Source organism: Pseudomonas sp. A25(2017) (assembly GCF_002001065.1).
Taxonomy (GTDB): Bacteria; Pseudomonadota; Gammaproteobacteria; order Pseudomonadales; family Pseudomonadaceae; genus Aquipseudomonas; species Aquipseudomonas kilonensis.
In genome coordinates, this window is record NZ_MUOA01000064.1 from 19,499 (window position 1) to 33,009 (window position 13,511).

Consider the following 13,511-nt stretch of genomic DNA (forward strand, 5'->3'; position numbering starts at 1 on the left):
ATTCTAGCGCCGACGTCCGGTGATGCGCACCCAGCCATCGCGATTGGCGATCGGGTCCAGGTCAAAGTCCGCGGCATAAGCGGCGGCGACTTCTTCACCTTGTTCAGCGAGGATGCCCGACAGCGCCAGGCGTCCGCCCGGCTTGACCAGGCTCGACAGTTGCGGCGCCAGGGACACCAGCGGGCCGGCAAGGATGTTGGCCACCAGCACGTCGGCCTGGACCTGTGGCAAGTCCTGCGGCAAGTACAGCGGGAACAGGGCTTCGGCAATGTTGTTGCGTCCGGCGTTGTCGCGGGAGGCTTCCAGGGCCTGGACGTCGATGTCGGTGCCGACGGCTTCCCGGGCGCCCAGCAGGAGCGCGGCAATCGCCAGGATCCCCGAGCCGCAGCCGAAGTCGAGCACGTTGCACCCCTTCAGGTCCTGGCCGTCGAGCCATTCCAGACACAGTGCGGTGGTCGGGTGGGTGCCGGTGCCGAACGCCAGGCCCGGGTCCAGCAGCAGGTTGACCGCCTCCGGTTCTGGCGCGGCATGCCAGCTTGGGACGATCCACAGGCGCTGGCCGAAACGCATCGGCTGGAAATTGTCCATCCAGCTGCGTTCCCAGTCCTGGTCCTCGATCACTTCGCTGTGATGCTCGGGCAGCGGGCTGCCGGTCAGCAACTCGAGATGGGCCAGTACGCTGGCCGCCTCGGTGCCGCCTTCGAACAGGGCCAGCAGGTGGGTGTGGGACCACAGCGGGGTGGTATTGAGCTCCGGCTCGAAGATCGGCTGGTCTTCGGCGTCCATGAAGGTTACCGATACAGCGCCTACTTCAAGAAAAGCGTCTTCGTAGGTTTCGGCTTGTTCCGGGCTGATGGCCAGACGTACTTGCAGCCAAGGCATGGCGGGCACCTTTGAAAAAAATCTACAGGGGGCAGCGCTGGGCTGCAAAGGCGCGCAGTGTACGCCAGGTCGCGGGCAAAGTGGATAAGCGAGTCTCGCGCCGTCCGGGTGGGTGTTTCGATATATATATGTATGCCATGGGCGTATCGCCGGGCGGATAAGGTGCCGGTCCACACAGCAGGGAGGAATGTGTATGGACATCACTGCCGAACGGCACAGCAACATGGCGCGCACGGGGCTGGTCTCTTCCCCGCAGGCGGCGACTGCACACGTGACCCTGGAGAAATTGACGCGTTGGCAAGTGGCTATCGACGCGCGACTGCAAACCCAGATGAGCTTGCTGGAGGTGCTGGAAGAGTACCTGCTGGTCGAGCTGCGCACCCATTATCACCAAGGCAACATTGATCCACACTTCATCGACACCCTGCTCGACACGGTGTTGCAGCGCATGATCGACCAGGCGCCTGTGGTTTATGACGAAGAGCAGGATTTGCCCTACCGTTGGCCCGAGGGAGTAGACCTGGGGTTCGCCCCCGAGCGTCGTGAGTGCGTTGCCCAGGCGGTGGAAAGTGCGGCGCTGAGGTTTGTCAGTCACTACAAGGACTATCTGCGACGGCATTGGCGAATGGCGTCGCAGGACGCCTCGCTCGAAGCGTTGGTCAGGAAAAAACTTGATGAGCATGGGGTAGCGGTCGACGGGCTTTTTCAGCCTGACCATCTGGCCGGCCTGGACGTCGATGAATTGCGAGAACAGATCGAAGAGCTCCAGGACGCCTGGCGCCAGACGAGTCGCTTGACCGCGTTGGCAACAACCCGTGAGCGGCGGGATCTTGGAGCGCTCGCGCGATTGCAATTGCCGCATTGGCTGCGGGGTTTGAGCAATCCGGATCGTGAACGGCTGCGGGCGCTTGAAAACCAGGCCGCGCTGGCGCAGATACAAGTCGATGAACTGGTCGATGACCTGGTTTCGCTGCGGACCTTCGCTCGGCAATTGGCCAGGGACTATGTCAGGGATGAATTGGACATGCTGGTCGAACCCGACAGCATTCGCGTGCAGTTACAGTGGCGAACGGTGATGGGGCAGCCGGTGCACACCTACAGCCTGAGTGAACTGGTGACGGCAGGCCCGGTACGGCCGGACGCAGTGTCGGTGTTCCTGGTGGAAAATGGCGGCATGCTGCGTAACCAGTCCCTTTCGCCAGCCTTCATTGGCCGATTGCTGGCGAACGTCGATGCGCCTGCCGGGTACCTGCAAGCACTGGCCGACCGATATGAGCGGGCAGACCTGAAAGAGGCCATGCTCGATTGGTTTTTGGCGCGCCTGCAGCACAGTGCGTTTATCGCGCGTTGTGCGGGCCAGTTGTCGGCGACCGGCCATGACGCTCTCTGTGCCCTATGGGAGAGTGACGTCGCGACGCCAGCCGCCAGCGTGTGGCGTATCGCCGGCCTTGTGCTTCCCAATGGCCTGAAGTGTGCCGATCTTCCTCTGTTCTACCGCGAAGACCTGGGCGACGACGTCAGCGGCTTGCTGCTGTATGCCCCCGGCAAGCCCGATGGCCAGGAATGGGTCGAATTGACCTCGCTTCGGGCGCTGAGCGGGGAGGTCGGTGCCTGGACCCAAAACGAAGCCGGTCGCGAGTATCTGCTGCAGCAACTCTCTGCGACCGATCATGGGCGGGCCCGGGAGTACTTTGCCGGCGTGGCGGAGAAACCAGCCTCGTGGGACCTGGGCAAAGACCTCAGGGGGGCGGTCAGCGGTTTCAGGGCCGGTCTTCAGAACGCGGTCTTGACCGGCCTGGCCAATAACCTGATGCAAGTGGGACTGAACGAGTCGCCTCGCTGGTACTCGGCGTTGCCGCTTGAGTCCCGGCGCAACATCAGCGGCTTGAACCAGGCGTTTCTGGTTCAGCGGCAGGTGTTCGATGACCAACTGGTCGACTATGAAGTCTTCATCGACTTCGCCAAGCGCACTTTCGCCCATTCGATTGCGCCGTACCTGCGTAGCAAGGGGGTGCTTGAAGCGGTCGATCCGGCCACTGTGCTCATCGACTACAGCCCAGGGCTGGCAGCCGAGAAAAAAACCGCCAGCCTCTTGGACCTTGCCATTTTTGGATACGAGCACAACTCGGATATCGACGACCCTGCAAAAGGGGTGCGTTCTTCTGTCGGGCAGGACTTGAAGCAGGTTCGCAGCGCCGAACTGGCGTCATACATCCGCGTGGCTTACCTGGGGGAGCGATATGCCAAGCACATCCGCGCCAGCTTTCTCGATGCCAAGGACCCTGAGTATTCGAAACGCCGCGAGGCATATCGCTACATGCTGTTGGCCCGAATGGATCGCGACCTGCGTGTGGCCCATGGCAAGTCGATGTTGAACACCGACGAATTCCAGTGGCTCACCCGGCAAGTCACGCTGCTGAGCGATGGGAGGCCAGTGAACAGCGCCACGCACCCCGGCGCTGCCGTGACGCGCGAAGGCGTGATCAAGTTGACCGTCGGCGGTCATGTCGTACAAGGGGTCTACGTTTTCACCTACTTCGACCCTAAGGTTTTTTACTGGTTGTACACACCCGACGCCCCGGACGGGATCCTGTTTCGCAAGTACCTGGACTTCTCCGGGAGCATCGCCGCGCAACTGCATCATTACCTACTGGAGCGGGTCGCACTGAGCGCGCGTGCCGCTGCAGGACATTCGCTGGTGGCTCTGGCGAACGGGAGCACGCGCGTCGATACAGTGCGCGAACTCAATCGGGTCATGGATATCAGCGCTGAATTCGATGCCTGCATCGAGCGCGCTGTCACCGATGTGGAGGACATCACCACAAGTCGTGCCGAAATGATCAGGGATCAGGTGTTCAAGGGCCTGATCTTCGCGGCGGCTCCTGTGTGCATGGTCTACCCCCCGTTTGCCTTGTTGCTGGACATTGGCTTGGTGGCGGTCAGTGCCGGGCAGGCGGTCGAGGCGCATGGGCAGGGCGACACGGAAGGCGCGCTTGGCCACTGGCTGGCCGCGACCTGGGGGACGCTGTTCGCTACGCTCGGTGCCGCAAGCATGGCCACGCTGCTAGGACGCGCGGCCAGGAACCTGAAGCTTGCGGTGAAACCGCTGTCGTTGTCCGCTCAACGCTTGAGGCGCGCGACATCGGGCATCGCCAAAGAGGCTGGGCCGGTGATCCCGCCCATACGCCTGAAGCCGCAGCAGGCGGTCAGCAGAACACCGGAGCACTTGCAGCCGGTGACCGAGGAGGGGATTTTTTTTGGCACCTATCGCAGCCCACCCAGCGCAACGCAACCGCGAGGCGCTCACTACATCCGGAGCAAGGGCCGGTACTACCAGGTGATGGAGGATCCCTACTTCGGCGGGTTATGCCTGGTGGATGCCAGGCGTCCCGGCGCGTTGTACAAGCTGCCCATCCGCAGGCTGGCGAATGGCAAATGGACCCATAACAAGGTTGGCTTGAGAGGCGGCAATGACCATGTGCGCAACCTCGGGCGAGTGGGGGAGCTGCGGGAGGCGTTTCCCGGGCATGTCTTCCCGGACGTGACCAGGGGGGCGTTGCAGGGCGAAGCCGTGGTGGCGAGGTTCAGCGAGGCGGCGGACAATTATCTGTTCTCGCTGAATGCGCAAACGTGCGTGATCGCTTCGTTGTACAACCCTGCCACCAAGATGGGGGCGGTCATTCATTTCGATCACAACATCCGCACGCTGATCGAGCGCAGTGTTCGCGATGTGACGCGGCGCCTGGGGGGATCGCCCAAGGATATTCGTGCCACGCTGGTGGGTGGGGACTGGCTGACGGGGGCCGACATCGGCGAGCCGGTCAGGACAGTGCTGAGGCAACACGGGCTGCGACCGACCTGGGATCACTGGTCGTATTCTTCCTGCCTCGGCAATACCTATGGCGTGTCACTGGATCTGCGCAATGGGGTCACTTCGGTGTTCAAGACCTCCCGCGGACAAATCGAGCGCTATTACATACCGGTACTGGCGAGGGCGAAGCAGGGCTCTGATCCGGTATCGGTACGTGCGCGCGGGTTCATGACGCGCATGCGCAGCGAACCGTTGGTGGCCAATGCCAACGGTGCCGTTCGCACCCATCAGGGGCGGCCGGCGACTGCGGCGCAACTGGCCTTGCAGGAATTCTCTACGGTGCTGCTGAGCTGATGTTCTTGCCTGCATCGTGAACGACAGGCAAAAAAAGACCCCGGCCAATGGACCGGGGTCTTTTCACATCACTTGAAGCATCAGTGCTGGTTGCCCAGCTTGTGTTCCAGGTAATGGATGTTGACGCCGCCTTTGCAGAAGCCTTCGTCACGTACGAGGTCGCGGTGCAGCGGGATGTTGGTCTTGATCCCGTCTACCACGATTTCGTCCAGCGCATTGCGCATGCGCGCCATGGCTTCGTCACGGGTCGCCCCGTAGGTGATCAGTTTGCCGATCAGCGAATCGTAGTTCGGCGGAACGGCATAACCGCTGTACAGGTGCGAATCGACGCGAACGCCATTGCCGCCCGGGGCATGGAAATGCTTGACCGTGCCTGGGCTTGGCATGAAGGTTTTCGGGTCTTCGGCGTTGATCCGGCATTCCAGCGAGTGACCGCGGATGACCACGTCATCCTGGGTAAACGACAGCTTGTTGCCGGCGGCGATGCTGAGCATCTCCTTGACGATGTCGATACCGGTGACCATTTCCGAAACCGGGTGCTCCACCTGAACACGGGTGTTCATTTCGATGAAGTAGAAACGACCGTTCTCGTACAGGAACTCGAAGGTACCGGCGCCGCGATAGCCGATGTCGATGCAGGCCTTGACGCAACGCGCCAGGACTTCTTCGCGAGCCTGCTCGTCGATGCCCGGTGCCGGCGCTTCTTCGAGGACTTTCTGGTGACGACGTTGCAGCGAGCAATCGCGGTCGCCCAGATGGATCGCATGGCCCTGGCCGTCGGACAGCACCTGGACTTCGACGTGACGTGGGTTGGTCAGGAATTTTTCCAGGTAGACCATCGGGTTGCCAAACGCCGCGCCAGCTTCGGAGCGGGTCAGTTTCGCCGAGGAAATCAGGTCTTCTTCCTTGTGTACCACGCGCATGCCGCGACCACCGCCGCCGCCAGCGGCCTTGATGATCACCGGATAACCAACTTCGCGACCGATGCGCAAAGCGGTTTCTTCGTCTTCAGGCAGCGGGCCGTCGGAACCCGGAACGGTCGGCACACCCGCTGCAATCATGGCGTGCTTGGCCGAGACCTTGTCGCCCATCAGGCGGATGGTATCGGCTTTCGGGCCAATGAAGGCAAAACCGGAATTTTCGACCTGTTCGGCGAAGTCGGCGTTTTCCGCCAGGAAGCCGTAGCCAGGGTGAATGGCGGTGGCGCCGGTCACTTCGGCAGCGGCGATGATCGCCGGGATGTGCAGGTAGGAGTGCGCAGCCGACGCCGGACCGATGCAGACGGACTCGTCCGCCAGGCCCAGGTGCATCAGTTCTTTGTCGGCCTTGGAGTAAACGGCGACGGTCTTGATGCCCATCTCTTTGCAGGCACGCAGAATCCGCAGGGCGATCTCACCGCGGTTAGCGATCAGAACTTTTTCCAACTTCGCAGTCATCAAAGGCTCTCCGCGGTTCAAACGATGGTGAACAGCGGTTGGTCGTACTCAACCGGCTGGCCGTCTTCGACGAGGATGGATTCGATCACACCGCTGGTTTCAGCTTCGATGTGGTTCATCATCTTCATGGCTTCGACGATGCACAGGGTGTCGCCTTTCTTCACGGTCTGGCCGACTTCAACGAAGGACGGCGAGGATGGCGAAGACTTGCGATAGAACGTGCCCACCATTGGCGAACGGGCGACAGTGCCGTTGAGCACTGGCGCAGCCGGTGCGGCTGGCGCTGCTGCGGCAACCGGCGCTGCTGCTGGAGCAGGCGCGGCGGCTGGAGCATGCATCGGTGCCGGTGCATAGAACTGCTGGGCCGGGGTCTTGCTGTGGCGGCTGATGCGTACGGACTCTTCGCCTTCCTTGATCTCAAGCTCGTCGATGCCGGACTCTTCCAGCAATTCGATCAATTTCTTAACTTTACGGATATCCATGAATCATCAACTCCCAAGGGTCGGTCAGGGGCGCTTAACGCTTGTTTTCAAGCTGTTGCCTGTTTTTCAAGCTGCTCTAGGGCGGCCTCCAAGGCCAGCCGGTAACCGCTGGCGCCAAGGCCGCAGATCACTCCCACTGCTACATCGGAGAAGTAGGAGTGATGGCGGAAAGGTTCGCGTTTGTGCACGTTGGACAAATGCACTTCGATGAATGGGATGCTCACCGCCAGCAGCGCGTCACGTAATGCGACGCTTGTGTGTGTAAAAGCTGCTGGATTGATCAAAATGAAGTCCACGCCTTCGCCACGCGCGGCATGGATACGGTCGATCAATTCATATTCGGCGTTGCTTTGCAGATAGAGCAAATGATGGCCGGCGTTGCGGGCCCGCTGCTCCAGGTCCTGGTTGATCTGCGCCAGTGTCACGGCGCCGTAGACGCCCGGTTCACGGGTGCCCAGCAGGTTCAGGTTGGGTCCGTGCAGGACCAATAGGGTCGCCATCTGCTGTTCCTTGTTATCTGTGAGCAGGTATCAGAACTTGGCGACTATGCCGCAAAGCCTTTGTGACTGTCCAGTTCTCTGCAATAGCCAGCACGATGACCGATGTTTGCGCGAAATTTGTGACCATGCCCCAAGATCCGGTCACCCGCGTTCGGAAAACCTGCACTGGACCTTGTGGGAGCTTGTGGGAGCAAGGCTTGCCCGCGATGGCATCGCCTCGGTCTATTAGTTACACCGAGGTGTCTGCATCGCGGGCAAGCCTTGCTCCCACAAGTTCGCTCCCACAGGGATTCATGCAGTCGGTGGTGCTAAACCCGAAAGGCCTGCACGGCGGTGTGCAAGCGTCCGCCGAGTACCAGGAGATGGTCGCCCTGTTCGCGGCCCTGGCCGATGCGCAGCAGGTTGTCGCCGCCCAGTTGGTGAATCCGCTCGCTGTGATCGCGGATTTCGCTGACGGCGCCGCTTTGTTGGGCGGTGACGTCGGCGATGCGTACCGCGGTGTCGGCGATGGTCTGGATGGCGCCGACGATCTCATCCAGCGCGCCGTCGGCCGCTTGCGCCTGGTTGGCGGTGGCTTCGGCGTGTTCGACCTGGGTGCGCATGCCGTCCACCGATTGGCGTGCAGCCTGTTGCAGACGGGCGATCAGCGTCTGGATTTCGGCGGTGGCGCCGGCCGTGCGTTGGGCCAGGGAGCGGACTTCTTCGGCCACCACCGCAAAGCCCCGGCCCATTTCCCCGGCGCGGGCGGCTTCGATGGCGGCGTTGAGGGCCAGCAGGTTGGTCTGGTCGGCAATCGAGCGAATCACCGTCAGCACGCCACCGATGGTGGCCGACTCCTCGGCCAGTTGCTCGATCATCTGCGCGTTGCCTTGCACTTCTCCCACCAGCGCATGCAGGCCTGTGAGGCTCAGGCCGATGACTTTCTGCCCTTGTTCCACCGCCTGCCCGGCGCTGCGGCTGGCGTCTGCGGCCTGGCTGGCATCGCCGGCCACTTGCTGGATCGTCGCTTCCAGTTCGCTGAGGGAGTCGCGGATCAGCGCCGTGTCGCCAGCCTGATGCTCGGCCCCACTGTGCAGTTCGCCGCTCAGCTCGGCCAGGGTCCGGCTGCTACCCGCGACCTGTTCGGCGTTCACCCGAATGGTGCCCACCAAGTCCACCAGATAAGCACGCAGACGATTGAGCGAGGCCCCGATGTCTTGCAATTCGCGGTTACTGGCACCTACGTGGATATCACGGCTGAAGTCGCCCTCGGCCCAGGTCGACAGGGCCGGAGCCAAGTGCGTCAAGGTGCGCGCCAGGCGCCGCTGCAAGGTGTCGATGAGCAGCGCGATCAGCAGGATCAGGCCAATCATTACCCCCTGGATCAAACGAACCTCACCCTGGATCTGCCCATGCTGGGCCCGTACCGCCGGCTCCATGGCATCGATTGCCTGTTGCACATCGGCGATTTTCAGGTGCGTGGCGCTGCTCAGCTCGGTGCGTTTCTGGATCAGTTCACGGGTGCGGGCCAGTTCTGCCGGGTAACGACCGAGCAGGCTGTTGAGTTCGCGCTTGAGGGCGATGCCCGCATCTTCGGCGGCGGTTTTTTCCTGGGTTTCCAAACCCATCAGCGCGGCGAAATCATCGCTGCCTGATTCGCTGCTGGCGGTGACGCCCAGCAGTGGCAGGCTGTCTAGGCGTTCGGCCTCGACACGGATGCTCGCCAGTTCCCGCTCGACGTCGACGGCCAATTCGCTGCGGCCACTGCTGACCAGTTTGTCCCGCGTGAGGGATAGCCGGCCCAGGTGCTGAGAAGCGGCAAACAACGCAGGCAAGTAGTCCGGGGCGCCATTGGCGTATTGGGCCAGTTGGTCGAGGCTGGCACTCAGTTCACGCTCGGCCTGCAGCAGCAAGGCCTGCGGATCGCCGGCCAGTTTGCCGGCGGCCAGCAGATCGGTCTTGCTGAAGCCATCGAGGTTCGACAGGCTCGGGCGCAGGGGCTTGGCCAATGCCGGGGGGAATTGATCGAGGTCTTTTTGCAGGGTTTCCAGGGCCTGGGTCGCAGCACTCAGGCGCAAGGCGTCGCCGCTGGCCAGGTAGTCCTCGATATTGCGCGCCACTTCGCCCTGGAACTGCCGCGACAATCCCAGGTAGCGTTCCATCAGCAGATAGGGTCGTTCCAGGGCAATTTGCGACCACCACAGCGTGGCCCCAAGGCCCAGGCACACGGCAACTAAAAGAAGGGTGTTGAGATTGGTCAGCAGCTTCAGGCGCATTAAAGGTCTACCAGGGGCAGAATCGTAAGTGCCTGAAGTTATTGCGTTTGCGTTACAGGTTTATGACCGAATCGGTCGATTCCGATGAAAAGGTGGCACTTTGCTTTGATTGGCGGGCGCTCTGTACCCGGTTGCGCCCGGCATGCTTGGCGCGGTACAGCGCTTCGTCCGCCCGGCTGGCCATCATCAGGCTGTCGGAGTCATCGCTCATCTCCACCACGCCGGCGCTGAAGGTGCACCACAAATCATGGGGCTGGGCCGGGTAGTGGATTTCGGCAAAGCGCTGGCGAATTTCATCCAGCACTTTGCAGGCGGCGTCGATATCGGTGTCGGGCATGACGATGGCGAACTCTTCGCCGCCGTAACGGCCGATGAAGTCGGTCTTGCGCAGGCGCTGCTTGAGAAACAGCGCCAGGCTCTTGATCACGCGGTCGCCCATGGGATGGCCGTGGCTGTCATTGACCCGTTTGAAATGGTCGATGTCGAGCATGGCAAAGCTCAGGGGTTTGCCTTCGCGACGAGCGCGAAAGCTGCAATCCTCGAGCAGTTGCAGGATATGGGTGTGGTTGTACAGGCCGGTGAGGCTGTCGCGCACCATCCGCGCCTTGAGGTTGCGCGCCCGGGCGGCACGGTTGCGCACCGTGGTGATCAGGTGCCGGGGCTTGATCGGCTTGGTCAGGAAGTCGTCGCCGCCTTCGCTCATGGCATCGAGTTGCTTGTCCAGGTCGTCTTCGGCGGACAGGTAGATGATCGGCACGCTGACGTAGCGGTCGTTGTGGCGTATCACTTTGGCCAGTTCCGTGCCGGTGCAGGCCGGCATGTACATGTCGAGGATGATCAGGTCGGGCTGGAAGTCCGCCAGTTCGGCCATGGCCTGGATCGGTTCGATCAGCGTGCGGGTGATGATGCCGGCGCTGTTGAGCAGGCGTTCGGTGTGCATGGCTTGGGCGCGGGAGTCATCGATGATCAGCACTTTGTACGGATCGTACTGGGCGACGCAGGTCAGCACTTCGATTTTTTCCAGCAGGCTCGAGGCTTCGAGGGTGCCGGTGAGAAATTCCTGCCCACCGGCGCGCACCGCGGCCAGGCGGGTGGGCGTGTCGGTTTCCAACAAACTGAAGAACAACAGCGGCAGCGGTTGCTCCAGGCCTTCCTGGGCTTCGGCGGCCAGTTTCAGGCCGGCGCCAGGGGCGCTGAAATCCACATCCATGACAATCGCCGCCGGCAGGCGCTCGACCATCGAGGCGCGGAACGCCGCGACGCTGTCCAATGCCTGGGCGCTGAGGCCGAAGAACTCCAACTGCTTGGCCAGGCGCTCGGCGCGGTCATGGTCCTGCAGCAACACGTAGATGGGTTTGCGCAGCGGCGGCAGGAAGGTTTGTTCCAGCTGGTCGCCATGGCGCAGGCCGGTACGAGACAAACGCTGCATCAGGCGGTTGATTTCGGTGATCAGGTGGCTGCTCAGGCGCCCACGATTGGCGTCCACCGCTTGCAGCGACTGGCTGATGCCCTGGGCCAGCTGGGAGTGCTCGGGTTGTTCGAAGCGCTCGGCAAAGCGCAGCAGGCGCAGATTGGCTTCGCTGAGCTCCGACAGGTCGGTGCTGGACCACTCACTGCGTTGCAGGCGCTGCCAAATCTCCAGGATTTGACGAGCCTGATGAATTACCCGCTGGGCAAAGTGGTGCTTGAGGCGCTCACGGCTGGGGTCTTCTGGCTCGGTCATATCCTGACTACTAGTTAGGGTGCATGCTGAGATCGACTGGTGGCTCTATGCTAGCACCTCTTTTCCTCGGCATGAGTGTCATACGTCAATATTCTGTCCAGTCGCGAAATTCAGTTTGTGACTGACCAGTCTCATAGGCCGATGGCAGCGCTTCCTTTATAGTGCTGTTCGATTGCCCTGTCGCGCCCGGCATGGTTGGCGCCGCATTATCGCGTTTCAAATCAGGCACGATGGCGTAGGGTTGTGGTCGAACCGAGAACTCAAGTGATTGAAGGGATATCACCATGCTGGACTGGAAAAACCGCGCGGGCAGCGCGCCTGAACGTGCCGCCGAGCCGAAATCGGACACCCGCAGCTACCTGGGTGGGCTTTTTTTCAGCCGCGCACTGGCGACGCTGATCGCCCTTTACCTGCTGGTGACCATTGCCGTCGGCTGGTATTGGAGCCAGGAGCCTGCGCTGTTCCCCGTGCAGCAGAACGCCCAGGCCGCGGCCGAGAAAGATGGCCGGCAGATGGTGGTGGGCTACACCACGGTCGAGACGCTCAAGACAGTGGCCGGGACCCTGCTGACCAAGCAAGGCGGCTACATCTCCAATGACCGCTTCCCGCCTGGCCTGTGGATGGACAACATGCCGAGCTGGGAATACGGCGTGCTGGTGCAGGTCCGCGACCTGAGCCGCGCCTTGCGCAAGGACTTCGCCCGTTCCCAGTCCCAGTCCGCCGAGGACGCCGACCTGGCCAAGGCCGAGCCGCGCTTCAACTTCGATAACCGCAGTTGGGTGCTGCCCTCCAGCGAGTCTGAGTACCAGGAAGGCATCAATTCCCTGAGCCGCTACCAGGCGCGCCTGTCCGACCCAAGCCAGAAAAGCGCACTGTTCTACGCCCGCGCCGACAACCTGAACAACTGGCTGGGGGATGTCGGCACTCGCCTGGGTTCGTTGTCCCAGCGTCTGTCGGCCAGCGTTGGCCGGGTCAAGCTCAACACCTCGCTGAAAACCGAAGTCCCGGCCCCGGGCCAGGTGCCGCAGGTGGACGAAGAGGTGGTCGAGACCCCGTGGCTGCAAATCGATAACGTGTTCTATGAGGCCCGTGGCCAGGCATGGGCGTTGTCGCACCTGCTGCGCGCCATCGAAGTGGACTTCGCCGATGTCCTGGCGAAAAAGAACGCCACGGTCAGCGTGCGGCAGATCATTCGTGAACTGGAAGCGTCCCAGGAACCGGTCTGGAGCCCGATGATCCTCAACGGCAGCGGCTTCGGTGTATTGGCGAACCACTCGCTGGTCATGGCCAACTACATTTCCCGAGCCAACGCAGCGGTCATCGACTTGCGACAACTGCTGAACCAGGGTTGATTCATGAGCGAAAGCCCCCGGGAGGTCGCTCATCGAGTGGCCTCGGATGCCGAGCTGATTGCGTGGGTCGATGAGCACGACAACCTGCTCGGCAGCCTGGTGCGTTCAGAGCTGCGTGAGCGTGGCCTGATCGGACGCGGCACCTACATCATGCTGTTCAATTCGTCCGGTGAACTGTGTGTTCATCGGCGCACCCTGAGCAAGGCCATCTACCCTGGTTTCTGGGACGTGGCGGCGGGCGGCATGGTGCAGGCCGATGAGACTTACGCCGAATCGGCTGCCCGTGAGTTGGCGGAGGAGCTGGGCGTGAGCGGCGTGGAGCTCACCGCCCACGACCATTTTTATTTCGAAGACCCTGGCAGTCGCCTGTGGTGCTCGGCGTTCTCGGCGGTGTGGGACGGCCCGTTGGTCCTGCAACCCGAAGAAGTCCTCGAAGCGCGTTTCCTGCCCCTCGAGCAGGTGCTCGATGAAATCCAGCGCAAGCCTTACTGCCCGGACTCCCTGGCGGCGCTTGAACGCTATTTGCGGGTCCATGGCGGCAGCGTCGCAAAGAAGCTATAAATTGGCGCTGATTGGCCCTTAGCAAGTCGGCTTTTTGCCGTTACACTGCGCGACTTTTCAAGCTGAACCGTGTCTGCGGTCCAGTAGCGCTGCCCCTGCCTGAGTGGGGTTTCGCGGTCGAGGCATGTTCCCCCTCGACCAGTCTTTGTCCTCCC

The 13,511-nt window shown here is 61.9% G+C and carries 9 protein-coding genes; 3 read left to right on the forward strand and 6 right to left on the reverse strand.

What is annotated here, in order from left to right; genetic code table 11:
- Positions 1 to 3: 3 nt before the first annotated feature.
- Entirely contained in the window at positions 4 to 882 is an 879-nt protein-coding gene (gene prmA, locus B0E42_RS15560; RefSeq protein ID WP_018605709.1) for a 50S ribosomal protein L11 methyltransferase, read from the reverse strand.
- Positions 883 to 1,075: 193 nt separating this feature from the next.
- On the opposite strand from prmA, the gene B0E42_RS31155 reads away from it, so the two are divergent.
- Positions 1,076 to 5,047, forward strand: a complete 3,972-nt coding sequence (locus B0E42_RS31155; protein ID WP_077506786.1) for a dermonecrotic toxin domain-containing protein — start codon at positions 1,076 to 1,078, stop codon at positions 5,045 to 5,047.
- Positions 5,048 to 5,127: 80 nt separating this feature from the next.
- On the opposite strand, the gene accC is transcribed toward B0E42_RS31155, so the two are convergent.
- From accC to B0E42_RS15590, 5 genes are all read right to left on the reverse strand, one after another.
- Positions 5,128 to 6,483: an acetyl-CoA carboxylase biotin carboxylase subunit gene (accC, locus tag B0E42_RS15570; RefSeq protein WP_018605713.1), complete on the reverse strand. Its 1,356-nt coding sequence runs from the start codon at positions 6,481 to 6,483 to the stop codon at positions 5,128 to 5,130.
- A gap of 17 nt (positions 6,484 to 6,500) precedes the next feature.
- On the reverse strand, positions 6,501 to 6,965 hold the full coding sequence (accB, locus tag B0E42_RS15575; protein WP_018605714.1) for an acetyl-CoA carboxylase biotin carboxyl carrier protein: 465 nt from the start codon (positions 6,963 to 6,965) through the stop codon (positions 6,501 to 6,503).
- A 47-nt stretch (positions 6,966 to 7,012) separates the two neighbouring features.
- On the reverse strand, positions 7,013 to 7,465 hold the full coding sequence (aroQ, locus tag B0E42_RS15580) for a type II 3-dehydroquinate dehydratase (protein ID WP_018605716.1): 453 nt from the start codon (positions 7,463 to 7,465) through the stop codon (positions 7,013 to 7,015).
- 308 nt (positions 7,466 to 7,773) lie between these two features.
- Positions 7,774 to 9,720: a methyl-accepting chemotaxis protein gene (locus B0E42_RS15585; RefSeq protein WP_077506787.1), complete on the reverse strand. Its 1,947-nt coding sequence runs from the start codon at positions 9,718 to 9,720 to the stop codon at positions 7,774 to 7,776.
- A gap of 52 nt (positions 9,721 to 9,772) precedes the next feature.
- Positions 9,773 to 11,443: a PleD family two-component system response regulator gene (locus B0E42_RS15590; protein WP_077506788.1), complete on the reverse strand. Its 1,671-nt coding sequence runs from the start codon at positions 11,441 to 11,443 to the stop codon at positions 9,773 to 9,775.
- A 284-nt stretch (positions 11,444 to 11,727) separates the two neighbouring features.
- On the opposite strand from B0E42_RS15590, the gene B0E42_RS15595 reads away from it, so the two are divergent.
- Together B0E42_RS15595 and B0E42_RS15600 are read left to right on the forward strand one after the other, a co-directional pair.
- Positions 11,728 to 12,795 carry a DUF2333 family protein gene (locus tag B0E42_RS15595; protein ID WP_018605722.1) on the forward strand — a complete coding sequence of 356 codons (1,068 nt, stop codon included), beginning with the start codon at positions 11,728 to 11,730 and terminating at the stop codon, positions 12,793 to 12,795.
- 3 nt (positions 12,796 to 12,798) lie between these two features.
- A complete protein-coding gene (locus B0E42_RS15600; protein ID WP_024617882.1) occupies positions 12,799 to 13,356 on the forward strand; it encodes an NUDIX hydrolase in 558 nt (185 codons plus the stop codon).
- Positions 13,357 to 13,511: the final 155 nt, after the last annotated feature.

Coding starts and splice junctions, on each gene's coding strand:
- prmA (WP_018605709.1), bottom strand. CDS start 882: ATGCCTTGGCTGCAAGTACGTCTGGCCATCAGCCCGGAACAAGCCGAA.
- B0E42_RS31155 (WP_077506786.1), top strand. CDS start 1,076: ATGGACATCACTGCCGAACGGCACAGCAACATGGCGCGCACGGGGCTG.
- accC (WP_018605713.1), bottom strand. CDS start 6,483: ATGACTGCGAAGTTGGAAAAAGTTCTGATCGCTAACCGCGGTGAGATC.
- accB (WP_018605714.1), bottom strand. CDS start 6,965: ATGGATATCCGTAAAGTTAAGAAATTGATCGAATTGCTGGAAGAGTCC.
- aroQ (WP_018605716.1), bottom strand. CDS start 7,465: ATGGCGACCCTATTGGTCCTGCACGGACCCAACCTGAACCTGCTGGGC.
- B0E42_RS15585 (WP_077506787.1), bottom strand. CDS start 9,720: ATGCGCCTGAAGCTGCTGACCAATCTCAACACCCTTCTTTTAGTTGCC.
- B0E42_RS15590 (WP_077506788.1), bottom strand. CDS start 11,443: ATGACCGAGCCAGAAGACCCCAGCCGTGAGCGCCTCAAGCACCACTTT.
- B0E42_RS15595 (WP_018605722.1), top strand. CDS start 11,728: ATGCTGGACTGGAAAAACCGCGCGGGCAGCGCGCCTGAACGTGCCGCC.
- B0E42_RS15600 (WP_024617882.1), top strand. CDS start 12,799: ATGAGCGAAAGCCCCCGGGAGGTCGCTCATCGAGTGGCCTCGGATGCC.